Raw genomic sequence first — 24138 nt, 5'->3', positions numbered from 1 at the left:
GCCGGGGAAGACTGGTCGGGCCGCCCCCGGCCGGGGGTGGGCGAGCGGGCAGTACCGGCTGCCGTCTTTGGGAGGTACCGTGCCCGTCGGATATCTGATCCCCGTCGCCGTCGCGGCGATCGGAACACTGTGCGCGCTGTGGCCGGTGCCCTGGGAGCGTCCGCTGGGCCGCCCCTCCTACTTCTTCGGCCTGGCCGCCAACGAGCTGCCGTACGCCGTCTTCTTCTGGATGCTGCTGGTCCCCACGGCGATGGCCTTCGCCCAGGACGACGTCCTGGACTCGCCGGGCGCCTGGGCGATCGTCGCGCCGGCCGCCGCGACCGTGCCCGGCCTGGCGGTCGTCGCCCACCGCGCGTCGGGCGAGCGGGAGCGGATCGAGCGGGCGATGACGAAGGAGCTGGGCCAGGGCTGGCGCGCCTCGATCGACGCGGATCACGCCCGGGGGCTGCGCCGCCGGCCGCCGTGGGCGCGGATCGTGTTCCTGCCGATCCTGCGGCGCCACCGGAGCGTGCGGCGGGTGGCGAATCTGTCGTACGGGGACGCGGGGCGCCGCAATCTGCTGGACGTGTACCACCACCGCGCCCGGCCACAGGGCGGGCCGGTGCTGATCCACATGCACGGCGGCCACTACAGCGGCGGCCACAAGAACAGCCAGTCCCTCCCGCTGCTGCACCGGCTGGCGAGCCGGGGGTGGGTCACCATCAGCGCCAACTACCGGCTGAAGCCGCAGGTGCGGCACCCGGAGCACATGATCGACCTGAAGCGGGTGATCGCCTGGGCGCGGGAGCACGCCCACGAGTACGGGGCGGACGCCTCGACCGTGTTCGTCGCGGGCAGTTCGGCGGGCGGCCACATGGGCTCGATCGCCGCGCTGACCGCCGGTGACCCCGCGTTCCAGCCGGGGTTCGAGGACGCCGACACCTCGGTCAGCGGGGTCGTCGTCCTCAACGGCTTCCTGGGCTCGTACTGGGACCAGGGCCCCGAGTCGTCGCCGCTGGGCCACGCCCGGCCGGACGCGCCCCCGATGTTCGTCGCGCACGGCGATCTGGACCCGCTGGTGCCGGTGGCCGGCATCCGGGAGGTGGTCGAGGGGCTGCGGGCCGCCTCCGCGAACCCGGTCGTGTACGCCGAGCTGCGGGGCGGCCACCATGCCTTCGACCTGTACCACTCGCCGCGGTTCGAAGCGGTGGTGGACGCGGTCGAGGCGTTCACCGCCTGGGTCAGATCGCGGGAGCGGGCGCGCCGGGCGTAACGGCCACCGCCCGGTGCGGCCGGTCCGTGTCAGTGGAGTACCCGCGAACGCCGCGGGTGTCCGTATATCGGGGCGAAGGCCGGGTGGTGGCCGCATTTCGCCAAACCCTTGGAGACGTGGGGGACTCGTGAAAGGATCACCCTCAATTCCGTGGCGTGTCCCCGTATCCCGCGGCGCGTCACGCCTCGTCCCATCATCCATGGAGAACACACGTGGCCAAGATCTCTGGCCGTCGGCCCGGACGGGCTGTGCCCCGTCTCGCCGCCGCCGCGATAACCGCGGCCCTGGTCGCCACCGGCGCCTCCGCCGCCACCGCCTCCGCCGCCGAAGTCGGCGACGCACCCATGTTCGGCCTTTACGGCCTCACCAGCGCCGGCACCGCGTACACCTATGTGCCGCAGGGTGACGGCACCATCTCGTCGCGCGTCCAGTTCGAGACCGGCATGACGGGCCTCGCGTTCGTCGGCCTGGTGGACAACGACGCGGACAGCATCGCGGACGGCCGCTGGCAGCTCGGCACCTCGGGCAACATCTGGTACTACGAGGACAACGAACCGGCGAAGAAGGTCGGTTACGGCTGGGACATCTACAACACGGTCGTCTCGGTGGGTCAGTTCGGCGGCGCCGGGGGCGGTGACCTGCTCGCCCGCGACAAGAAGGGCGACCTGTACCTGTACCTGGGCTACGGCGACGGCAAGGTCACCAAGCGCCTGAAGGTCGGTTACGGCTGGGACATCTACACCCAGATCGCGGGCAACGGCGACCTGAGCGGCGACGGCAAGAACGACATCGTCGCCCGCGACAAGGCCGGCGTCCTGTGGCTGTACCAGGGCACCGGCAACCAGCACGACCCGTACAAGAAGCGTACGAAGATCGGCAGCGGCTGGAACCAGTACAACGCCCTCTTCGGCGCGGGCGACCTGACCATGGACGGCATCACCGACCTGGTCGCGCGCAACGCGAAGGGTGAGCTGTACCTGTACGAGGGCACCGGGAACGCCACCGCCCCGTACAAGCCGAAGGCCCGCATCGGCACCTCGGGCTGGAACACGTACCGCCTCTTCTTCTGAGCCCGGTTCGGTTCGGTTACAGGCCCATGACGAAACGTGAAAGATTCGAATACTGAATCGTGACACGATTCGGGTGAATCGGTGGTCCGCCGCCCATGTGCGGCGGGCCGCCTCCCACTTCACGATCCATGGAGTACTTGTGGCCAAAACCACTGGCCGGCGCCCCGTGCGCATAGCCGCTCGCGCGGCAGCCGCGGCGCTCACCGCCGCCCTCGTCGCCACCGGCACCTCCGCCGTGGCAGCCGATGCCCCGCAGCCCACGCTGGGCGCGGCGGAGAACCAGCCGGCAGCCGCTCCCGCGAGCGCCGCCGCTTCTGTCCCCGTCCCGTACTTCTCGCTCTACGCCGTCAACTCGGCCGGACTCGCGTACGCGTACGGCCCGAACGGCAAGGGCGGCCTCACGGCGCGCGTCCAGAGGGGCGAGAACTGGTTCGGCGTCTCCGCGATGATGCAGGTCGACCACCGGGACGCCGAGGGCGTCGACGGTGAGAGCGACGGTCTCTGGTTCCGCGAGAACAACGGGGACATGGGCTACCTGAAGTTCGACTCCTCGGCCGTCAAGATCGGCTACGGCTGGGACATCTACAAGAAGATCGTCTCCCCCGGCCAGATCGGTGGAGCCGCCGCCGGTGACATGCTCGCCGTCGACTCCAAGGGCGACCTGTACGTCTACCTCGGGTACGGCGACGGCAAGGTCACCAAGCGCATCAAGGCCGGCTACGGCTGGAACATCTACACCCAGATCGCCGGCAACGGCGACCTGAACGGCGACGGCAAGAACGACATCGTCGCCCGCGACAAGGCCGGCGTCCTGTGGCTCTACAAGGGCACCGGCAACCAGAAGGCCCCGTTCGCCAAGCGCACCAGGATCGGCAGCGGCTGGAACCAGTACGACACCCTCGTGTCGACGGGTGACATCACCCTGGACGGCAAGACCGACCTGCTCGCGCGCAAGGGCGGCGAGCTGTACCTGTACCAGGGCACCGGCAACGCCACCGCCCCGTACAAGTCCAAGAAGCTGGTCGGCACGAGCGGCTGGAACAGCTACAAGTTCCTGTTCTGAGCCGTGTGACGGTCCCTCACGGGACATGAGCACGTGAGAGGGCCGCATCCCCGACACCGGGGATGCGGCCCTCTCTTCGTACGCCGTAGCCCTTACTTGTTGCGGATCAGGCTGCGGAGCACGTACTGCAGGATGCCGCCGTTGCGGTAGTAGTCCGCCTCACCGGGGGTGTCGATGCGGACCACGCCGTCGAACTCGACGCCGGTGTCGGTGGTGACCTTGACCGTACGCGGGGTGGTGCCGTCGTTCAGCTCGGTGACGCCGGTGAAGGAGAAGGTCTCCTCGCCGGTCAGGCCGAGGCTCTCGGCGGTCTCGCCCTCCGGGAACTGGAGCGGCAGGACGCCCATGCCGATGAGGTTCGAGCGGTGGATGCGCTCGTAGGACTCGGCGATGACGGCCTTGACGCCGAGGAGCGCGGTGCCCTTGGCGGCCCAGTCGCGGGACGAGCCGGAGCCGTACTCCTTGCCGGCCAGGATGACCAGCGGGATGCCGGCGGCCTGGTAGTTCTGCGAGGCGTCGTAGATGAACGAGACCGGCGCGCCGTCCTGCGTGAAGTCGCGGGTGAAGCCGCCCTCGGTGCCCGGCGCGATCTGGTTGCGCAGGCGGATGTTGGCGAACGTACCGCGGATCATGACCTCGTGGTTGCCTCGGCGCGAGCCGTAGGAGTTGAAGTCGCGGCGCGCGATGCCGTGCTCCGTGAGGTACTGGCCGGCCGGGGTGTCGGCCTTGATCGCACCGGCCGGGGAGATGTGGTCGGTGGTGACCGAGTCGCCCAGCTTGGCCAGGGCACGGGCGCCGGTGATGTCCTCGACCGGCACGGTCTCCATGGTCATGCCCTCGAAGTACGGGGGCTTGCGCACGTAGGTGGACTCGGCGTCCCACTCGAAGGTGTTGCCGGTCGGGATCGACAGGGCCTGCCACTGGGCGTCGCCCGCGAAGACGTCCTGGTAGGACTTGTTGAACATGTCCTCGCCGATGGCGTTGGCGACGACGTCGTTGACCTCGGCCTCGGTCGGCCAGATGTCGGCCAGGTGGACCGGGTTGCCTTCCTGGTCGGTGCCGAGCGCGTCCTTGGTGATGTCCACCTTCATCGAACCGGCGATGGCGTACGCGACGACCAGCGGCGGGGAGGCCAGGTAGTTCATCTTGACGTCGGGGTTGATCCGGCCCTCGAAGTTGCGGTTGCCGGAGAGCACCGAGGTCACGGCCAGGTCGTGCTCGTTGACCGCCTTGGAGACCTCCTCCGGCAGCGGGCCGGAGTTGCCGATGCAGGTGGTGCAGCCGTAGCCGACGAGGTTGAAGCCGACCTTGTCGAGGTACGGGGTGAGGCCCGCCTTGTCGAAGTAGTCGGTGACGACCTTCGAGCCCGGCGCCAGGGTGGTCTTGACCCACGGCTTGCGGGTCAGGCCCTTCTCGACCGCCTTCTTCGCCACGAGCGCGGCGGCGACCATGACGTACGGGTTCGAGGTGTTGGTGCAGGAGGTGATCGCGGCGACGGTGACGGCGCCGTGGTCCAGCTCGTACGTGGTGCCGTCGGGGGCGGTGACGGGGACCGGGTTCGTCGGGCCCGCGGCGCCGATGGCCGGGGAGTCGGAGGCCGGGAAGGACTCCTTGCCCGCCTCGTCCACGCTGTCCACGTAGTTGCGGACGTCCTGGGCGAACTGGGCCTTGGCGTTGGCGAGGACGATGCGGTCCTGCGGGCGCTTCGGGCCGGCGATGGAGGGGACGACCGTGGAGAGGTCGAGCTCCAGCTTCTCGGAGAAGTCGGGCTCGGCGGCCGGGTCGAGCCAGAGGCCCTGCTCCTTGGCGTACGCCTCGACGAGGGCGACCTGCTTGGCGTCGCGGCCGGTCAGGCGCAGGTAGTTCAGCGTCTCGTCGTCGATCGGGAAGATCGCGGCGGTGGAGCCGAACTCGGGCGACATGTTGCCGATGGTGGCGCGGTTGGCGAGCGAGGTGGCGGCGACGCCCTCACCGTAGAACTCGACGAACTTGCCGACGACGCCGTGCTTGCGGAGCATCTCGGTGATGGTCAGCACGAGGTCGGTGGCGGTGGTGCCGGCGGGCAGCTCGCCGGTCAGCTTGAAGCCGACGACGCGCGGGATGAGCATGGAGACCGGCTGGCCCAGCATGGCGGCCTCGGCCTCGATGCCGCCGACGCCCCAGCCCAGGACGCCGAGGCCGTTGACCATGGTGGTGTGCGAGTCGGTGCCGACGAGGGTGTCGGGGTACGCCTGGCCGTTGCGGACCATGACCGTACGGGCCAGGTGCTCGATGTTGACCTGGTGGACGATGCCGGTGCCCGGCGGGACGACCTTGAACTCGCTGAACGCGGTCTGGCCCCAGCGCAGGAACTGGTAGCGCTCCTTGTTGCGGCCGTACTCCAGCTCGACGTTCTGGCCGAAGGCGTCCTTCGTACCGAACTTGTCGGCGATGACGGAGTGGTCGATGACCAGCTCGGCGGGGGCGAGCGGGTTGATGCGCTCCGGGTCGCCGCCGAGCTCCTTGACGGCCTCGCGCATGGTGGCGAGGTCCACGACGCAGGGCACACCGGTGAAGTCCTGCATGATCACGCGGGCCGGCGTGAACTGGATCTCCTGGCTGGGCTGCGCCTGGGAGTCCCAGCCGCCGAGCGCGCGGATGTGGTCGGCGGTGATGTTCGCGCCGTCCTCCGTGCGGAGCAGGTTCTCCAGCAGGACCTTGAGGCTGTAGGGGAGGCGCGCGGAGCCCTCGACCTTGTCCAGCCTGAAGATCTCGTACGACTCGTCGCCCACGCGCAGCGTGCTGCGGGCGTCGAAGCTGTTCGCCGACACGACAGTCTCCTTCATCAATGTGCGCGTAACTCCGCGCCGCGCCTCACCACGGCGGGCGCCGCGTGGTGCCGCCTCGGACCACCGGACCATCCGCTAAGGTAAGGCTTAGTTAGGTAACCCTTACCGAACGGTGCCCGCTGTGCGCCTTCGGCATATATCTCGATGTCGAGATAACTCTAGTACATGACCGCTGACGGGTCATGTCCGGGAGCCCCGGTGATCCCTCGCAGTGAAGGTTGAGCATTGTCACCGAAGGTTGGTGACCGCTAGGTTTTCTCACCGAAGGTTGAGTGATCGTTTAGGTCTGGCTGCCTGGGGAGACGGTGGGGGAACCGGTACACGCGTACGGCGATCCTGCGCTGGGCGCCTTTGACCTGGACTTCTACGATGGCGGCGAGCGTCGTCGCACCGCGCTGGGCTCGGGGTGGAGTATCCGGTTCGAGGACGTACCGCCCGTACGCGGATTCCGGTGGAACAAGGGGGATCGCAGCTTCGCCGGCTGGTACTACGCGGTGACCACGGGCGGCCATGTGGGCTACGAGTCGTGGCTGGAGCGGGACCGGCTGATTCTGCTGGACTTCGCGCCGGATGTGGTGGGGATCGCCTCACAGCCGTTCTGGCTGCACTGGCGCGAGGAGGAAGCGAAGCGGCGGCACGCGCCGGACTACTTCGTACGGCTGGCCGACGGACGAGCCCGCGTGGTCGATGTCCGTGCCGAGGACGATGTCGACGAGCGGACCGCGCAGGCGTTCGCCGCGACCGAGCGGGCCTGCTCGGCGGCGGGGTGGGAGTTTTCGCACGTCGGTGTCCCGGATCCGGTGTTCATGGCGAACGTGCGGTGGCTGGCCCGATACCGGCACGGGCGGTGTGGTCGTGAGACCGATGTCGTCGAGCGACTGGTGGAGGTCTTCCGGCGGCCTCAGGGTTTGCGGGCCGGGGTCGAGGAGGCCGGGGATGTCCTGCGTGTCCTGCCCGCGCTGTTCCATCTGCTCTGGGCGGGGACCCTTCACGCTGACCTTGGTGGGGCTCTGCTGAGCAGTGGCACGGTGGTGCACACGGTGGAGGGTTCTGTCGTCGGGCTGCAGCGGGCAGAGCAGGGCTTGGGACTGCTGCGTCCGAGACGGGACACGCGTGGGGAAGGGAGCCGGATGCGCAGGCTGTCGAGGCCGGCGACTGTCGGGGTGGGCGATCGGGTGCGGTTTGCCGGCCAGGTGCGGGCGGTGCTCGCGGTGTCCGCGATCGCGGTGACGCTGGCCGGTGAGGGCGATGTGCCGCGGGAGGTCCCGCTGGCGGTGCTGCTGGGCGATGAGGGCTTCGAAGTGCTGGGCAGTGCGGGGCGGTTGCCGCTGCCGCCGGTGTCGCTGCTGGAGGCGCTTCCGGAGCACGCGCGGGAGAAGGCTCTGTGGTGGGAAGGCCACATCCTGGAGGTCCTGCACGGCGTCGATCCGAACCGGGGTGAGGATGCCGGTCCTCGGCCTGAGTACGATCCGGCCCGTCATTCGCTGACCGCGCGGGAGCGGGCGAAGGCGGCCGAGCTGACGGCCGCGGGCTATCGGGTCAGCGTGAGTACGGTCGGCAACTTCCGCCGCCGCTACCGGGCCGAGGGACTGCTCGGGCTCGCCGACCGCCGACCGGTGCGCAAGAAGCCGCAGTTCGGGACGGTCCCCGACGCGGTGGTGGAGGCCATGCGGCAGGCGATCAAGGAGGGCGTCGACGACTCCACCCGGACCGGGACCTATATCATCTGGCGGACCGGCGAGATTCTGCGGGAGAACGGCGAGACGGTGGAACTGCCGTCGCAGTCGACGCTCTACCGGCTGCTGTCCAAACTGACCTACGGCAAGCCCGTGTCGGCGACGGCCCGCAACCGCCGCTCACGCGCGCATGGGGCGAAGACGCCATTCGGGCAGTGGACGGTGTTCGCGCCGGGCGAGGTGGTGCAGATCGACTCCACCCCGCTGGACGTGCTGGTCCGCCTGGACGACGGCGTGGTGGGCAAGGTCGAGCTCACCGGCATGGTCGATGTCGCGACCAGGACCGTTCCCGCGGCGGTGCTGCGGCCCACCACGAAGTCGGTCGACGCGAGCGTGCTGCTGGCCCGCGCGCTCACCCCCGAGGTGATGCGTCCGGGCTGGGTGGAGGCCCTGCGGATGTCGCGGTCGGTGCTGCCCTACCGTCGGCTGCTGGAGGTCGACGAGCACCTGGAGCACGCGGCGGCGAAGCCGGTGATCGTGCCGGAAATGATCGTCTGTGACCACGGGAAGGTGTTCATCTCTCGGAACTTCAAGGCGTCCTGCCGTTTCCTGGAGATCGATTTCCAGCCCACGCACAAGGCGTCCCCGTTCCAGAAGGGGCACGTGGAGAAGATGCTGGACTCCGTCGGCACGCTCTTCGCGCAGTTCGTCGCCGGCTACACCGGCCGCAGCACCGACCACCGCGGCCGCCGCCTGGACAAGCAGCCGCTGTGGTCCCTGCCGGAGTTGCAGGAGCTTCTCGACGAATGGCTCGTTTCGGCGTGGCAAAATCGCGAACACGACGGTCTGCGTGACCCGTTGCACCCGGGCCGGTCGTTCACGCCGAACGAGAAGTACGCCGCGCTCATCGAGGCCTGCGGCTACGTTCCGGTGGCTCTGAGCGCCGAGGACTATGTCGAGTTGCTGCCCTCAACCTGGCGGGCGGTGAACGACTACGGCATCAGGATCAAGCGCCGCACCTACGACGCGCCGGGCCTGATCCGCCGTCAGCATTCCGGTGTCGCGGAGAAGAAGGGGCTGTGGGAGGTCCATCATGACCCCTACGACATTTCCCGGATCTGGGTACGCAACCACCACGGCGACGGCGAGTGGATCGAGGCGACCTGGAAGCACCTGCGTCACACCCCGGTTCCCTTCGGTGAACTGGCCTGGGACCACGCTGCCCAGGGCCTGCCCAAGGGCACCGAGGAAGAGATCGCTCAGGCGGCTGCGGCTCTACTGACACGGGCCCACGCCGGACCGCAGCAGGACGGGCCGGGCAAGCCGCAGAAACGTACGCGGCGGGACAAGCAGGTCGCCGCCCGCACCAAGGCCACCCCTCCTGTTCCTACGCCGCCCCCTGCCGCCGAGCCCGACCCGGTCCCTGAACCCGAGGCATCGGAGGAAGAGGCGCCGCTGGCCAAGGTGATCCCGCTGGGCCTGTTCGATCCTCTCGCCGATCCCTGGAAGCGTTCATGACCACATCGCACGACCCGCTCGTCCCCTTCGCCAACGGCCCGCGGGAGCCTGAACGGCATCTGACGAACCTGTCCGGCTGGCGGTCCTTCGTCGACGATCAGCCCGTCATACCCGCGTTGCTGAGTGCGGCCGAGCGGGCCGCACTCAGCCCGGCGGAGCTGACCCGCTACGACGAGGACCGCCTGGACCATCACACCCGGCTGCTGGTGGTGGCGACGTCAACCGTCCAGCACACCGTCACCTGCGGCCGCCGTCTGGTCCTGCTGAACCGGCACGCGGTCAGCGCCCGGCGCGGGCTGTTCGTCTCTGGTCCGGCCGGCACGGGCAAGACCACCGCGATCACCCAGCTCGGCCGGGCTCACGAGCTCCTCGACCGGGCACGGCATCCCGGGGTGAGCGACCGCATCCCGGTCGTCTACATCACCGTCCCGCCCGCCGCGACGGCGCGGATGGTGGCGGTGGAGTTCGCCCGTTTCCTCGGCCTGCCGGTCCGCGTCCGCTCGAACATCACCGACATCCTGGAAACTGTCTGCGGAGTCCTCACGGACGCCCGTGTGGGCCTGGTCCTCGTCGACGAGCTGCACAACATCTCGCTGACGACCAGGTCCGGCGCCGAGGTCTCCGACACCCTGAAGTACTTCTCCGAGCGCATTCCCGCCACATTCGTCTACGCGGGGATCAACGTCGAACGGAAGGGACTGTTCGACGGCACTCGCGGCGAGCAGATCGCCGGACGTTTCACCCTCGTCCCCACCGCATCGTTGCCCTACAACACGGAGTGGCAGGGGCTGGTGGCCACCTTGGAGGACTCGCTGCGGCTGCACGATCACAAGATGGGCAGCCTCACCGCCCTGGACCGCTATCTGCACGACCGCACCGGCGGCATGATCGGCTCGCTGTCCCACCTGATCAGGGGCGCCGCCCTGGACGCGATCCTGACCGGCAGCGAGAAGATCACGAAGGCGAGTCTCCAAGCGATCCCTCTCGACCACAGTTCGGAATCGAGCTGACCGCCACGCAGAAAGGCACCGCCCCGCCATGCCGTCCCCCGCCGCCGACGAACGTCCCGCGGCTCCGCTTCCCATGCGCGTCCGCCCGCACCTGGGCGAGAGCACCGAGACCTACATCAGGCGCCTGGCCAAGGCCAACCACCTTCGGCCCAGTGCCCTGCACGCGATCGCCTGCGGCCCGCCCAACTGGACCGGAAAGCCCCGCCTCGACCGTCTATCCACCCTCACCGGCCATCCGGCCGACCATCTCAACCTGGCCCTGACGGACGCCATCGTGCCCCGTCGGCGGACCACCGTCACCGGCCAGTACCAGCGGCTGCCTAGGGGCACCTACCTGCTCTATCGAGCCATCCGCAAGGACGCGGAAGCCGGTCTCTCGCTACGGCACCTCGCCCAGCGGCACGGCGTCAGCCGGCGCACCGTCCGCGCGGCCCTGACCGCCGTGATGCCGCCCGCTCGTGAACGCCCGAGCCATTACCGGAAAACCCCGGTCATCGCCTCGGTCCGGCACATCATCGTCCCGATGATCACGCAGGACGTCAGCGCAAAGGACATCTGGAAGACGCTCATGGACGACCACGGCATCTCGATCTCCTTCTCCACGCTCAATGCCTACGTCCGTAACCAGCGGACTGGCTACCGCGGCCCCACCCCGCCGATCTGCTGAAACCGCGTGCTGATGTCTTCCCCCGACTACCGTCCGCTGGCCCGGCTCCCCATCCAGGTCCGTCCGATCGCCGGAGAACGCGCGAGGTCCTTCATCGTGCGCCTGGCGGCCGCCAATCATCTCAAAGCCGACCACCTGCGGAGCTTTCTCTGCGAGCCGCCACTGCACCGCGGTCACCCCAGCTGGAGCCGTCTGGCCGCCGTGACCGGCCGTGACCCCGACGCCCTGCGCGAGATCCTCGACCGCACGCACTGCGCACAATGCGGCAACCCCACCCTCGGCATCAGTCACAAACAGACCTGTTCACAGGCCTGCCGGCAGAAGGCCTACCGGCGACGGCACCCGAAGCCGAACAGGCAGCAGACCGTGGCCTGCCAGTTCTGCGGGAGGAAGCTGATCATCACCGTCCATGGAGAGACGCGTCGCTGGTGTTCGGCAGGCTGCCGTCAGAAGGGCTACCGGCAACGGCAACGCGAACGGGCCGAAGCTCTGGCGGCCCAGCCCACCTGCGACGAGTGCGGCACGCCACTCGGCCCCGGCAGCCGACGACGCTGGTGCTCGAAGGTCTGCAGCCATCGGGCCTACATACGTCGCAGGATCGAGCGAGGCGAATCCCCACTGCCGACACCCGATCCAAAGGCACCGCCCCGAGAACAGCCGACGATCTGCGCCTATTGCTCGGGCCCCTTGCTGCCAGGGCGCAAGAACCAGATACGCCTCACATGCTCAGCAACCTGCCGCACATACCTCTACCACCGGCGCAAAAAGGAGCGACTCACCCAAGAACACTTGACCCACGAACCCTGACCGCCGCCAGCAGCCGGGGCGGCGCACCCACGAAGCGACGCGACGCAGAACCCGACGAAGGACACCTTGCTCCATCTGCCCCACCGCGAACCCTTGAGCGGAGCCAGACGCCACCACGGCGCGGATCTTGCGGACGTGCAGGTCAACGGGGGTCCGTCTCTTGGGAGGCGGCCCCCCGGGCTGCTGATTTGACTTCGGCAAGCGAATGGAACCTGCGGACCCGGTCGGGTCGCGAGGTCTCGACAACCGGACGCAGATGCCACCGCGCCGTGGGCGCATGCGGGTTCCGGTCCGGTGATGTGTCGGAGACGGCGACGATGTCGTCGTCGTACGCCTCCGTGAACACGTAGCCCATGCTCGGGTTGCCCAGCACGGGGCAGTAGTCCACCGCAATCCGTAGGCACTCGGCATGGATGGCAGCGGAGGACACCACCGCCGACCCTTCCCGCGGCTCCTGAAGGGCCACCCACGCCGTGGTGCCCAGATCGTTCCCGCACACCTGACAGCCCCAGAGTCGACGGCACAGCTCCGCCTTCACCCGCTCTATCTCGCGGAAGAGCGGCTGACCGTCGCCCATGGGGGTGACCCAGGGAAAGGGCAGCCCACGCACCACCGGGCGCGGCAGTCCAGCGGGGTTCTGGAACTCCTCGCCCTTGTAACGCGGCGGATGGACGTACACGACGTCTTTCATCCGCTGGCCGTCGGGCCGGTCCCGCAGGTAGACAACTCTCTGCATGCTCTGCTCGGTCCTTTCCCAGGTCCCGCGGCGTCGCTCTCGCCGGACACGGTCACGCCCGGTGCCCGTGTCCCGGGTTCACTGGGCGACGGTGCCTTCCTTCAGGCGGGCGATCATGCGCTCGGTCGTGACGATGGGGGTCTCGACGGCGGAGGAGGAGGCGGAGGTAACGCCGGGTCGGTCGTTCCACGTCTCGTGGCCGGCGAACGTAATGGTCTCGCCGGGCAAGTACCGTGGCAGGGGACGGTAGTTGTTCACACCTTCGACGGGTTCGCCGCGCACCAGGACCGGATCCAGGTAGAGCCCCTGGCTCTCGATGCGGGTGGAGGTGGCGATGTACCCGATGTCCAGCCCGCAGCGCCGCTTCGGTGAGGTGTTCGCCTCCGAGCAGTGCAGCAGGTGGGGGTGGTGGATCGAGACGTCCCCGGGGTTCAGCTCGATGTCGACAATGCCCCGCTCCTCGGCCCACTGGCGTACCAGTCCGCCGTCGGCTTCCGAGAACAGCATGTTGGGCTTGTCGGTGCGCAGGTTCGGTTCGTACAAGGGCAGTTCGTGGCTGCCGGGGATCATGCGCAGGCAGCCGTTCTCGGTGGTGCTCTCGTCGACGGCCAGCCACACCGTGAGAGCGTTCATCGGTGCAAGCTTCCAGTACGCGCCGTCCTGGTGCCAGAGCACTGGTTGGCCGTCGTACGGCGGCTTGCAGATGTAGTGCGCGGTGAAGCAGGCGAGGTCGGGGCCGAGGAAGTACTCACCAATGTCCACGAGCCGCGGGTCCGATATAAGACGGACCCAGAACGCGTCGTTGCGGATCAGAGGGTGGTGGAAGTGCTCGGGACGTAGTTGCGGGTACTTGGCCGTGAGCCAGTCGACGTGTTCACGTGCTTCTTCGAGGAGGTCTTCGGGGATGACGTTGCGAATGATGGCGAAGCCGTGCTCCGCGTAGTCGGCAGCGGCCTGTTCCAGCGCGTTGGTCATGCGTGTCTCCAGTTGATCACTGTACCTCTGTGTGTGCTTGCGGGCTTCAGCCGCGGACCTCCCACTCTTCGGGGAGTCTGCTGTGGCGGCGTATGGGGGACAGGAGCAGCAGAACGAGCGGGACGCCCATGGCCACCGCTCCCGCCCACAGAGCCGTGCCGGTGGACCAGTGGTTGGCGATCAGGCCGCCGGCGAGGGCCCCCAGAGGTGTGGCCCCTTGGACGACGACGCTGTATGCGGCCGTGACCCGGCCCATGTACTCGTTCGGGGTCACCCTGGCCCGCAGTCCGGCCGTGGACACCGACCGGCCCACGATAGCGACGCCGATGAGGACCTCCGCCAGCGCTATGAGCGGCACGGCGACGCCTCGGAAGACGCCGGCCAGGGGGGCCGCCACCACGGCAAACGGTGCCAGGGCGGAGAAGATGAGCGTCATCCGGATCTCACCGAACCGGCGCCGCAGTCGTGGGGCCAGGAGAGAGGCAGCGAACCCGGCCAGGGCGCCGAGCGTGGACAGCAGGCCGAACATCCAGGTCGAGATGCCGATCTCCTTGAGAAGGAAGACCGGCAGCATGGCCAGGATGATGCCCGCGCCGATGTTGTTCATGGCGGCCTGGTTGAGGAGCAGGCGGAGCAGGGGCTGCTTGAACAGGACGCCCATACCGTCCGCGATCTCACGGCGGAACTTGCGCTCGGGCGTGGTCCTGCCTCGCGCGACGTCCCCGGACGGGTGGATACGTCGTACCAGCAGGAGCGACATCAGGTGGCAGAGCCCGACGAAGCAGTAGAGAACAGGTGCGGCGATGCTCTGTGTCACCACGCCCGCGACGCTGGGGGAGATCGCCTGAATGGTGGTCTGGGAGGTCTGCAGCCGGGCGTTGCCGTCTGCCACTCGCCGTCTGGGCAGCACGTGCGGCAACACGCTGCTGTGGGCCACTTCGAAGAAGACCCCGGCCATGCTGACCACCAGGGCCACCACGATCAACTGGGTCACGGTGAGGACGTCCAGGGCATAAGCGATCGGGATGCTGCCGAAGGTCACGGCGTATGCGACGTCTGCCCAGACCATCACCGGCTTCTTGCGCCAGCGGTCGATCCAGACGCCGGCGGGCAGACCCACCGTCAGGAATCCCGCCCGACTGCAGACGAAGATCAGACTCATCACCAGCGGACTCGCGTGCAACAGCAGGAGCGCGGTGACGGGCAGGGAGAACCCGGCGACCTCGGAGGCCGCGTACCTAAAACCGTTCGCGGCCCACAGTCGACGGAAGTCGGGGACCTTGAGGACCTCGGTGGCATCGTCGTCGGCGAGAGTAGAAGGGAGCGTCATGGTTCTTCTCTCCCTCAGCGGATGATCGTAAGGCTGGGGATCTCACCCAGCGTCGGTCGTGCTGCCAACTCCGCCAGCACCTTGCGGTCGACCTTCCCGTTGGAGTTCCGCGGCAGTTCGTCCGTGACCAGCAGGATGCGCTGCGGGATCATGTAGTGCGGGAGCCGGGCGCGCAGCAGATCGGGCAGTTCTTTGACGTCGTCGGGGTGGTCCGCGGTGACGAACGCGGTGATCAGGTTGGAGAAGACGGCGTCCGGTGTCGCCACGGCGACGCATTCTCGGACGCCGCCGAGCGCGCGAAGGTGCCGCTCGATCTCTCCGAGCTCGACACGAAAGCCGCGCGACTTGATCTGTGCGTCCTCGCGACCGATGAACTCGAGTTCTCCCGACGGCGTCTCCCGGACGAGATCGCCGCTGGCGTACCATGACCGCCCGTCCGCGGTCCGGACGAACGCCCGGGCCGTCTGGTCGGGATCGAGGTAGCCCTCCATCAGCATGGCGCCTCGAACCAGGAGTTGGCCCGCAGAGCCCTGCTTCACCGGTTCCAGTCGCTCGTCCACCACGGCGATCTCGGCGCCGGGAAGCACCCGCCCGATAGGGATGACGGCATGGGCCGACTGCATACCGCGGATCTCGTGGAACGTGCACACGTTGCTCTCGGTGGGGCCGTACACGTTGAGCAGCCGCAGCCCGGGCACGGCCGCCAGCAGCACGTTCACGTCGTCGGGCTGCAGCACCTCGCCGCCGACCACCGCCGCACGCAGTGTCCCGAGCTCCGGCAGCAGGTCCTTGCCCCGGCGGGTGAGCCAGGCCAGGGTCGACGTCACGGCGTACCAGACGGTCCCGCCGACCTGCCGGCAGAAGTCGATGTAAGCGGCGGGAAACGGTGCCGCCGACGCGGGCATCAGCGCGACCGCGGCACCCACCCGGGCGGCACCGAAAAGGTGCAGCGTCGTGGGGTCGAAGTGCAACGGTGCGGAGTTGATGATGACGTCACGCTCGGCGAGCCCGAGTTCCTGGACCGACCAGTCGACGAAGGCCGAGGCGCTCGCATGGGTGTGCACCACGCCCTTGGGAACGCCGGTGCTGCCGGAGGTGTGCAGTACGTAGGCGAGATCAGCAACCGGCGCGCGCGGTGCGTCCTGCGGGATCGCGCACCACAGCGCGTCGGCCCCTTCGAAGCCAGCGGTCAGCGATTGCCAGACGAGCTGCGGCATAACCGCACGCCACTGGTCCCGGGCTTCGGCGTCCGCCACCAGTGCCCGAGGGCGGCTGCAACCGACGATGAGTTCGGCCCTGGTGATGGGGCCGTCAGGATCGACGGGCACGTAGCCGGCCCCGGAGCGGAGGATGCCATGGACCGTCGCCACCGCGAGGGCGTTCTTCGCCCCGTGCCAGACTACGCAGTCCCCGGGCCGGACACCCAGCTCTCGCAGGGCCCCCGCGATGTGCTCCGCGCCGGCGTCCAGCGCCTCGTACGTGAGCGTGATCGTCCCGTCCATGACGGCGGGACGGTCGCCGTGGCGCGCGGCGGTCGCGCGAAGGTCGTCCACCAGAGATCGTCCGGGAGCCATCAGCAGCCCTTGGTCTTCAAGAACGCGCGGATGGCGGTCGGAGTCTCGAAGTTAACCGGCACCACCTCCGCGTCCCGGATGGTGACGGGGAATTCCTTCTCGAGTAGTGCGACCAGGCTCAGCAGTGACAGGGAATCGATGATCCTCCCGGCTATGAGCTGGGTGTCCTCGGAGACCAGGGCGCCCGGCGCCACCTCCCGCACCGCGGCAATGACGGACTCGAGCACAGTGTCCTGTGTCATCTACAAACCCAGCCCTTCAGAAATGATCTTCATCTGCATGTCGGAGGTTCCGGAGTAGTACCGGCTGGCCACCGCGTCGGCCATCAGCGTCATGGCTTCTGTCTCGGGCAGCAGTGCGTAACCGCCGTACACATCGGGGAGTTCGTGGCAGAACCGGTTAAACTCGGTGCTCACGTGCAGCTTCGTCAGCGACGACCGGCCATGGTCCAGAGAATCCTCATCCGCTGCACGAGCCGTTGTATACAGCACCTCGCGCGCGCTCGTCAGGCTCAGGTGCATCCGCACCAGGCGCTGTCGAATCGTGTCGTACGTGCTGAGCGGCTGCCCGAACTGCGCGCGTGCCCGCGTGTGTTCGACAGCGCGACGCAGCGCCCGAGCCATCATCCCCAGGACTGGAGCCAGGATGAAGGCACGTTCGTGGCGCATCGCATGCATGAGCACGGCGAACCCACAGCCGGTTCCGCCAAGCTGGTCTTTGTCGTCGACCGTGCAGTCGTCCAGGAGCAGCGAACCGAGCTGAGCGCCGTCCAGCGCGGCCTTGTCGATGTCCTTGCCGATCCGCAGGCCCGGGGTGCCGCGAGGGACGAGGAAGGCGGTCAGCCCGGAAAGGGCACTGCCCTCGGCGGTACGGGCCAGGATCACGAAGACGTCAGCGGTGGGCCCGTTGGTGACGAAGGTCTTGGAGCCGTTCAGCCGCCACCGCCCGTCGGCGTCCCGCTCGGCGCGGGTCTGCAGTGACAACAGGTCCGAGCCCGAGTCGTACTCCGTGGCTGCGAAGGCGCCGACGACCCTTCCCTCGATGAGCGGCGTCAGGTATCTGGAGTGCTGGCCCGGGGTGCCGAACGCAAGCAGCGGCTCCTGACACGCCCACATCTGCGCCGCCATCGCGAAGGGCAGGCCGCTTCGACCCCTCTCCTCGGCGAACGCCTCCAGGGCGAGGCAGGCAGCCTCGTAACCGGTGCCGGTACCACCCGCCGTTGCGGGTACGGGCAGGGCCAGCAGCCCCTGACCGGCCACCTCACGCCAGGCAGTGGCACCGTCCGGTGATTTGCCGGCCCAGTCACGCAAACCGGCCAGCCAGTCGCCGAACTCCGCACTGTATGGCGATGTCGCGCGCTCCGTCATGTGCGCCCGCCTCCTTCCACGACGGCCCACTTGAACGCCTGATGGGATTCCGTCAGCCCGAACTGGTTGAAGGCTGCGGGACGTTGCCCCAGCGGGGCCAGTGCGAGCAGTTCCCTCTCGGTGCCCACGGCGCGGCCGGCCTCCAGCCAGGCCAGGATGTCCTCCGCGACGCCGGCCCCTCGGACACTCGGCCGTAGCTTGATCTCGTGGAGCATCAACCGGTCCCTTCCGCCGGGGCGCAGTCGGCCGAGGGCGGTGAGTGCGAAGACCGCGACCATCTCTCCGTCGGACTCGGCCACATAGTGCGTCGTCCCGGGTGCTGTGGGCGGGTCCGCGAGTCGTGCCGCGAACTCTTCGACGTCGCCGAATCCGTAGAGTTCACGGATGGCCCGGGCGTCCGCGACCGTGGCCTCGCGGATGGTCCGCGACGGTTCGGCTTCAGCCACCGGCCACCGCCGACATGATCATCACCGTGCTGTCCGGCGCCACCGCGACATCCAGTGATCCAAGATCACGGATGTTGTCCTCACCGATGTAGACACTGACGAAGGGCAGAAGGGCGCCGGACTTGTCCTCCATGCGCACGCGCAGTGTCGGATGCCGCTCGTAGACCTTGTCGATGATCTCCTTGAAGGTGCCGGCGGGCACTCGGAACTTGCTCTCGCCGTCGGCGAACTGAGCGAGCGGGGTCGAGAGGACGACTTCTACCTCGGGCACGGCGTACTCCTCACTCGGATAGGTCCTGTCGTCATTCAGAGGCGCTGAGGCTTCGGAAGGAGTGCAGTTCCCGGTAGGTCTCCCAGCGGCTGATGGCGTCCCTGAGCTGGGAGTCGTAGTCGGCGTCCTTGACGAACCCATGGCCCCGCTCATCGCGAAGCATGGCTGCGTGGGCGCTCTCATGGCCCCTCAGGCTCCGCAGGATCGGGCGTAGGTGCTCGAGAGCGAAGTACGAGTCCTTCTCCGAAACCAACGCGTGTAGATAGCGACCCGCGCCAGGAGCCGCCCAGTCCTTGATGATGTCGGTCACGGTCTCGGGAGGAGCCATGCCGGGCAGAGCTGCGAACGGCTTCGCTTCGCGGTCCCACTGGGGGAGGACGGTGGGGTCGTTGTGCGGTGCGATGACGAACGCCAGGTCGTCGCCCCCCGCCCGCATGCAGTGCTTGAGCGCGGCGTAGCCGCCCGACGACAGACCGTGCCAGACGGTTCCCTTGAGGCCGTGGCGTTCCAACAGGGTCGCGCGCAGGTCGTACATCTTCGGTACGAACTCTTCCTCGCCCAGCAGGAACCAGCCGCAGCACGAGTCCTGGGTGAAGCGGTGGATCGGGTCCGAGAAGGAAAGGCAAACGGACTGCGCCGCCTGTTTCCACTGCTTGCGCGCGAAGACCGGAGGCACGTGCTTCTCGATACGGCTGAAGCCGTGGAAGAGGATGTGCAGATACGGGCTGGAAACGGTTTCGGGTTCGGAAACCTCGTACTCCAGGACGTAGCCCTCCGAGTGCCGGAAACGGTCCTGCTGAATCTTCACTGGAAAACCTCGTATCGAATGGTCTCGCGGGTCACAAGTCCGGGTGGTCAGGGGGTGAGAGTGCGGCCTTCCGCGTACGAGAACCCCGGGCAGACGACGCGCACGACGCTGAACGGCTCGGATTCCTCGGACAACTCGACCACGACGGGCGCATGACCGGTGCTGTCGGTCATGCGCCGCACCACGAAGGCGAGCTCGTGTTCCATGTCGTCGTAGCTGCTTCCGTGACCACGCAGGGCTTCTTCGAAGCTCAGGCCCTCGGCGTGTGCGCCGAAGCCCGGATCCGTGCTCGCGTCTCTGGTGGTGTCCTGGTCCGAGGGGATGTCGTCGCGCGTGGCACTGATTTCCGTCAGCCGACTCTGCACGGCTTCGGTCAGCGCACGGGACAGGGCGACGTCCGCGTCCAGGTGGGTGCCGGATCCAGCACACACGATGGGAAAGAGGGCCGACCAGACGAAGGCGGCGAATGTCGGAATGCCGAACCGGTTCGGAATGCACATGATCTCGAACTCGACGCCCGCGTCCGTGAGATGCCGGATCAGGGAACGCAGGTGTGCGCTGTGGATTGTCGCCGGATTCACCCGGACACGGACGGGGTCAGTGCGGGAGGGATGAGCTGCCAGTACGTCGCGCTCGACCACTTCGTAGATCCCGTGGAGACACGCCTCCGCGAAAGTGTTGCCGGACGCCAGCCCGGTGCTGCTCGTCTCGAAGATTCGGGGGTGCCAGAAGTGTTCTCCGCTGTACGAGAGCCGGACAAGGTCGAGGGGGACCGGAACGGGTCGGTCGTCGGCCAGCGATCGCCCCCAGACCCATGGGAGCGCGAGCTCCTCGATCCAGTCCTCCGCCACCCGCAGGTTCAGGTCCCGCACGGAATAGGGCAGCTCCAAGCTTGCGGGCGGGGCGGTGAAGGCGTCCAGCGGCGGGCGCTCGGCGTGCCACAGCTCGATGGACTCCATGACTGCGGAGAGCTTCGCGAGGAGCGGCGAAGCGCCCTTGCCCTGGGTGACGGCGAGGGTCTCCGAATCGGGCCGTACGGCAAGGAAAACGGGGACGCCTATGTTGTCCAGGCGCGTGACATCGGCGACGCGAGTGATCCCGTAGCGGCGCAATCTGGGTTTCAGGCGTGCCCACGTGGTCTCCGGCGCCACGGCCCGGTGCGTTCCGGGCAATCTAACCTTGGGCATGGCTGCGCGCTCCACGTGTCTTGGGTCCCTGGAGGTCGGACAGGTAGCCGATGGCGAAGGGCCGGAAGGCCGCGGATGCCTGGCGCACTGAGGAGAGGCCCCTCCTGCCGCACTCCGTGGCCAGGTCCTCGACGCCGACGCCCCAGATACGTCCCAGCAGCCGCGCGCAGACAGCTTCCCGGATCTGGCTGAGACTGCGTTCCGGGTGAGCGTCCAGGTGCCGCCGCGTCTGTTCCAGCCAGTCAGCGCTTCGAGCCCGGTCCTGAGGCGTCTCCCTCTGCAGGAGCAGCTTGGCGTCGTGGCGGTTCACCAGGTCGGGCAGTGGAGACAACAGCCGGGTGATGCGCGCCCGCAGCCGCGGGTCGTCGAGCCACCGGAGAGCCACCGGGCCCAGCTGCCGCTGGATGTGAGCGCGAAACCGGCCGGCAGTGCAGGGGGATGTCGGATCGGAGGAAACGTGCAGGAAGTCCCACCACACGTCGGGGAATTCGGGGTTGAAGACCTGCTGGTAGGCAAGCCGGTGGTGTAGATCGGGTGCCGACGTCGCGAACCGGTTGCGCCAGCGTCGGTGGTACTCGGTAGACCAGTCCCGTCCGCCTTTGCCGCCCGTGGTCCAGCGGTGCTCAGGGCGTGCGCGGTTGTCGAACTGCTCAGCCAGCGCACATGCTTCGAGGGCGTCAGCTCTCTTCTGGTCGAACGCGTCTGGGTCGGAGGCGAGTTGTTGGCCGTACCAGTCCGCGAACGGCGCCTCACCGCACTCCTTGGCGATGGTGAGGACCCGTTCCCGGGTGCGGAGAGGGTAGTACTCGCGCTCGAGTCGGGCCATCAGACCCCGTCCTGCCTCCTGCCGTAGGACGCCTGCCTCGCACGCGGCCAGGACGGCGGTGTGGAGGTTGACGAGCGGCACGTTGATCCCGGTAGGTGAGCGGGTCTCACCGTGGGCCACACTGACCGCGTCATCCCCGTCGAAGACGCCGGAGCGGTACCAGTGGTAGACGCGTCCGACGCCGATCATGCCGAACTCGTCGAGCTCGGCAGCGCGCAGGGCACCGATGCTGGCCGCCCCGAGGACCGCGATGCCACGCGCCAGTGCATCGAGGATCTCTTTGTGACGCAGGGCCAAGCGGTGGTGATAAATTCCGTCCACAATGACAGCGACATCTCCGGAGGAGAGGTCACCCGAGAATAGATCACCGTGCTTCACGGGTCCGTGCAGAACAAAATTCGGATGATTCTTCAGCATAAGAGGTTCGGGGCACGACGGCCCGACGAACACATGAACCGTCATGCCCTTCCCCCTTCAACGGCGTGCCGGTCAAACCAGATCGAGCGGTTCAATCTGCACGAACCGCGTCATGCGATGGTCAGTCGCGGACTTCGCTGTCCGTGATGATCAGCGGGCTGTCCGCGAACAGGTTCTCGAAGTCCTCGCCGGTGAGCCCTTCAACCTCACTGGCGGTCTCAACGATGGTCTCAGCCATATCTTCTCCCCATTCAGATTGAGGGAATTGCCGACGCCACTGCGGCGCCTGACGCAGGCTACATCGAGCTTGATCGCAGGTCCAGAAGTTTTTTACGGTGACTAACTTTCCGCCAATTTCTGGAGTGCTGGAATAGGCAGATTCGAGCATCCGACCCCTAACGCGGCACCAAACCAAGAGGCAACAGAAAACACGGCAGCCGACTGACTCTTTAATATTTCTCAAACCTTAATCGAGTCCCCCTTGGTTGAGATATGGGGTCTCCTTGGTGAACCCGTAGCGGCTGATCCATGGGGTCGCGAAGCAGCCCACCGATGGGAATGAGACAGGCCCCTCGGGTTCCCGTCGCCACCGGCCGGAGGCGACTCTTCGGCTCTTGACGCCCAGCCGTGGCCGTATGCAGGATCTTGGAGCCGGGGCAGTTGACGGGCGACGCCTGTGGAACCGTCGGCACTTCTGCGCATCGCGCAGGCCCCGTGTGCAGTCGCGTGAGCGAGCCGGCACGGCACGAGACCTGACTTACTCGGGGGATTCGTAATGGCTTTCCAGATCACGCCCATGCCCTTGGTGATATCCAGCCTTCTCTTCCATCAGATCAACAGGCATTGGGAGTATGGTTTCTCGGCAGTGGGGCAACACTTCGCACCGGTATTCGGCATTCGCCTACCGCGTGTGGCCGCAGTTGTCGGCCAAGTCGCTGCGCTCCCGCTGGCCTTGCTGATCGCGTTGACGGCACACTCACTCGCCGGCCGCCTCGCGGCCGTTGCGCTTGCCTTCTACTGGATACTCGCGACGCACCGGAGGCTTTCGGATCACTCCTGGCTCGGGTGGGTTGCCGTGGCAGTCATGGCGGTCACCCCCGCAGAGGTCCATCCATTTGTTGCACGAGACCTCCTGGCGTGCGTTTACCTGACTGCAGCACTGCTCAAGGTCAATGACGAGTACCTGTTCACCGAGCGGAGCGCGGGCCGCATCGTCACCGCGCACTACCTGCAACTGCTCGGGCTGCCGGCCCGTCCCGCGTTCCTGAAAACCGTAGCGGCTTCAGTGATCATCGTTGAGTTCACGACGGGCATCATGCTGTGGGTTCCGGGCGGGGAACTCTGGAGCCTGTGGCTCGCGATACTGATGCACCTGGCCTTCGGAGTTTCGGGAAACCTCCCGTTTTCGGTCGTGGCCATGGCGCTGTGGGTGACGGCGTTCTCCCCTGACGGAACGATCGACATCTCGGGTGACACGAGCCCGATCTGGCTTGCTGCCCTCCTCGCTGGTCTGGCCGCTCTGACGCTAGGGCGCACTGCCACCGGCCGCCGGTCCTGCAGCTGGCTCGTGAAGGACTTCTACCAGGGCGCCGTTTACGGGGCCCTGTGCGCGGTTGCCGTACTGTCACGGGCCGAGGGACCGGCCCTCCGAAGCAGCCACGTCATGCTTGTCCATGGGCTGGTCGGGCTGGCATTTGTGGTGAACTTCCTTCTGGTGGTGACCGGCGTGAAACTCGAGTGGGCCTTCGCCATGTTCACCAGCCTCCGCCCGTTCGGCCAGTCCTGGCTCGAGCGCCACCGGCTCTTGGACTGGCCCCGTTACTACGCGCTCACGCTCCCGGCCCGCATACCGAAGTCACTGCTGCGCGAGATCGACCCGGAGTTCCTCTATCTGGCAACACGGGCGGAGAACGTCGTCCACGAGGGCGTGGTCTACCACCTGGAAGCCGCGGCGCGGAAGTGCGACGTCTCGTTCGCTCCCCAGGCGATGACCATCGATCTCGTCGTGCGCGAACTCGTCCCCGCCCCCGCCGATCCGCCCCAACCCGCTCCCCGTCGGCGTCTTCTCGCGTACCCGGCCATCGCACCCAAGAGCCTGGACCGGCGCTACCTCGTCTGAGGAAAAAGCGGTCCGGCGGCAGAGCGGGCCGTCGGGCCAGGGTCGACCGCCTTACCGCGCCACCCGAGGACACGATCGAGTTTGCTGGCGTCCTCGCACCGGGCCACCTGGGCATTGTGGGCTCCGTAGGGACCGCTCAACCTTCGCTGAGAATCGCTCAACCTTCACTGCGACGGGTCACCGGTGCGCCG

The 24138-nt window shown here is 67.7% G+C and carries 20 protein-coding genes; 8 read left to right on the top strand and 12 right to left on the bottom strand.

Translation table 11 applies throughout. The features are described from left to right. Positions 1–79: 79 nt before the first annotated feature. The 3 genes from DNK56_RS29350 (at position 80) to DNK56_RS29340 (ending at position 3385) form a co-directional block, all read left to right on the top strand. Positions 80–1252: an alpha/beta hydrolase gene (locus DNK56_RS29350; protein WP_111338799.1), complete on the top strand. Its 1173-nt coding sequence runs from the start codon at positions 80–82 to the stop codon at positions 1250–1252. Positions 1253–1464: 212 nt separating this feature from the next. Further along, entirely contained in the window at positions 1465–2322 is an 858-nt protein-coding gene (locus tag DNK56_RS29345) for an FG-GAP repeat domain-containing protein (RefSeq protein ID WP_111338798.1), read from the top strand. Between the two features lie 139 nt (positions 2323–2461). Continuing rightward, a complete protein-coding gene (locus DNK56_RS29340) occupies positions 2462–3385 on the top strand; it encodes an FG-GAP repeat domain-containing protein (RefSeq protein ID WP_241990122.1) in 924 nt (307 codons plus the stop codon). A gap of 92 nt (positions 3386–3477) precedes the next feature. Here DNK56_RS29340 and acnA read toward each other — a convergent pair whose 3' ends face one another. Further along, positions 3478–6195 carry an aconitate hydratase AcnA gene (gene acnA, locus DNK56_RS29335; protein WP_111338796.1) on the bottom strand — a complete coding sequence of 906 codons (2718 nt, stop codon included), beginning with the start codon at positions 6193–6195 and terminating at the stop codon, positions 3478–3480. 323 nt (positions 6196–6518) lie between these two features. Between acnA and DNK56_RS29330 the strand changes: the two genes are divergently transcribed. From DNK56_RS29330 to DNK56_RS29315, 4 genes are read left to right on the top strand one after another with little or no spacing between them, the layout of a single operon-like run. Continuing rightward, positions 6519–9407, top strand: coding sequence for a TnsA-like heteromeric transposase endonuclease subunit (locus DNK56_RS29330; RefSeq protein WP_111338795.1), 2889 nt, complete (start codon positions 6519–6521; stop codon positions 9405–9407). Next, complete coding sequence (locus DNK56_RS29325; RefSeq protein ID WP_111338794.1) at positions 9404–10417, top strand: TniB family NTP-binding protein; 1014 nt, start codon at positions 9404–9406, stop codon at positions 10415–10417. The genes DNK56_RS29330 and DNK56_RS29325 overlap by 4 nt, the downstream gene beginning before the upstream one ends. A 28-nt stretch (positions 10418–10445) precedes the next feature. Beyond that, on the top strand, positions 10446–11084 hold the full coding sequence (locus tag DNK56_RS29320; RefSeq protein WP_111338793.1) for a hypothetical protein: 639 nt from the start codon (positions 10446–10448) through the stop codon (positions 11082–11084). Positions 11085–11096: 12 nt separating this feature from the next. Continuing rightward, positions 11097–11891: a TniQ family protein gene (locus DNK56_RS29315; protein WP_146610415.1), complete on the top strand. Its 795-nt coding sequence runs from the start codon at positions 11097–11099 to the stop codon at positions 11889–11891. A gap of 142 nt (positions 11892–12033) precedes the next feature. On the opposite strand, the gene DNK56_RS29310 is transcribed toward DNK56_RS29315, so the two are convergent. The 11 genes from DNK56_RS29310 to DNK56_RS29260 form a co-directional block, all read right to left on the bottom strand. Further along, entirely contained in the window at positions 12034–12582 is a 549-nt protein-coding gene (locus tag DNK56_RS29310) for a hypothetical protein (protein WP_146615266.1), read from the bottom strand. A 123-nt stretch (positions 12583–12705) separates the two neighbouring features. After that, positions 12706–13602, bottom strand: coding sequence for a phytanoyl-CoA dioxygenase family protein (locus DNK56_RS29305; protein WP_111338790.1), 897 nt, complete (start codon positions 13600–13602; stop codon positions 12706–12708). Between the two features lie 46 nt (positions 13603–13648). Further along, positions 13649–14932, bottom strand: a complete 1284-nt coding sequence (locus DNK56_RS29300; RefSeq protein ID WP_111338789.1) for an MFS transporter — start codon at positions 14930–14932, stop codon at positions 13649–13651. A 14-nt stretch (positions 14933–14946) separates the two neighbouring features. Further along, positions 14947–16506 (bottom strand): amino acid adenylation domain-containing protein, encoded by a 1560-nt coding sequence (locus tag DNK56_RS29295; protein WP_111338788.1) that lies wholly within the window; start codon positions 16504–16506, stop codon positions 14947–14949. Beyond that, positions 16506–16748, bottom strand: a complete 243-nt coding sequence (locus DNK56_RS29290; protein WP_111338787.1) for an acyl carrier protein — start codon at positions 16746–16748, stop codon at positions 16506–16508. The genes DNK56_RS29295 and DNK56_RS29290 overlap by 1 nt, the downstream gene beginning before the upstream one ends. Continuing rightward, positions 16749–17873 carry an acyl-CoA dehydrogenase family protein gene (locus tag DNK56_RS29285; protein ID WP_111338786.1) on the bottom strand — a complete coding sequence of 375 codons (1125 nt, stop codon included), beginning with the start codon at positions 17871–17873 and terminating at the stop codon, positions 16749–16751. Beyond that, the gene (locus DNK56_RS29280; RefSeq protein ID WP_111338785.1) at positions 17870–18319 is read right to left on the bottom strand and encodes a GNAT family N-acetyltransferase; all 450 of its coding nucleotides are present in this window, start codon (positions 18317–18319) and stop codon (positions 17870–17872) included. The genes DNK56_RS29285 and DNK56_RS29280 overlap by 4 nt, the downstream gene beginning before the upstream one ends. Then, positions 18312–18590, bottom strand: a complete 279-nt coding sequence (locus tag DNK56_RS29275) for a hypothetical protein (RefSeq protein ID WP_111338784.1) — start codon at positions 18588–18590, stop codon at positions 18312–18314. The genes DNK56_RS29280 and DNK56_RS29275 overlap by 8 nt, the downstream gene beginning before the upstream one ends. 31 nt (positions 18591–18621) lie before the next feature. Beyond that, positions 18622–19398 (bottom strand): hypothetical protein, encoded by a 777-nt coding sequence (locus tag DNK56_RS29270; RefSeq protein ID WP_111338783.1) that lies wholly within the window; start codon positions 19396–19398, stop codon positions 18622–18624. A 47-nt stretch (positions 19399–19445) separates the two neighbouring features. After that, on the bottom strand, positions 19446–20549 hold the full coding sequence (locus DNK56_RS29265) for a YcaO-like family protein (RefSeq protein WP_158564903.1): 1104 nt from the start codon (positions 20547–20549) through the stop codon (positions 19446–19448). Between the two features lie 22 nt (positions 20550–20571). After that, a complete protein-coding gene (locus DNK56_RS29260) occupies positions 20572–21873 on the bottom strand; it encodes a TfuA-like protein (protein ID WP_111338781.1) in 1302 nt (433 codons plus the stop codon). A 730-nt stretch (positions 21874–22603) separates the two neighbouring features. Here DNK56_RS29260 and DNK56_RS29255 point away from each other — a divergent pair. Continuing rightward, on the top strand, positions 22604–23947 hold the full coding sequence (locus DNK56_RS29255) for a hypothetical protein (RefSeq protein ID WP_111338780.1): 1344 nt from the start codon (positions 22604–22606) through the stop codon (positions 23945–23947). The last annotated feature ends 191 nt before the right edge of the window (positions 23948–24138 follow it).

Source organism: Streptomyces sp. AC1-42W, from assembly GCF_003248355.1.
Classification (GTDB): domain Bacteria; phylum Actinomycetota; class Actinomycetes; order Streptomycetales; family Streptomycetaceae; genus Streptomyces.
Note: the sequence above shows the minus strand (reverse complement) of the source record. Positions and strands in the feature narration are given on the sequence as shown.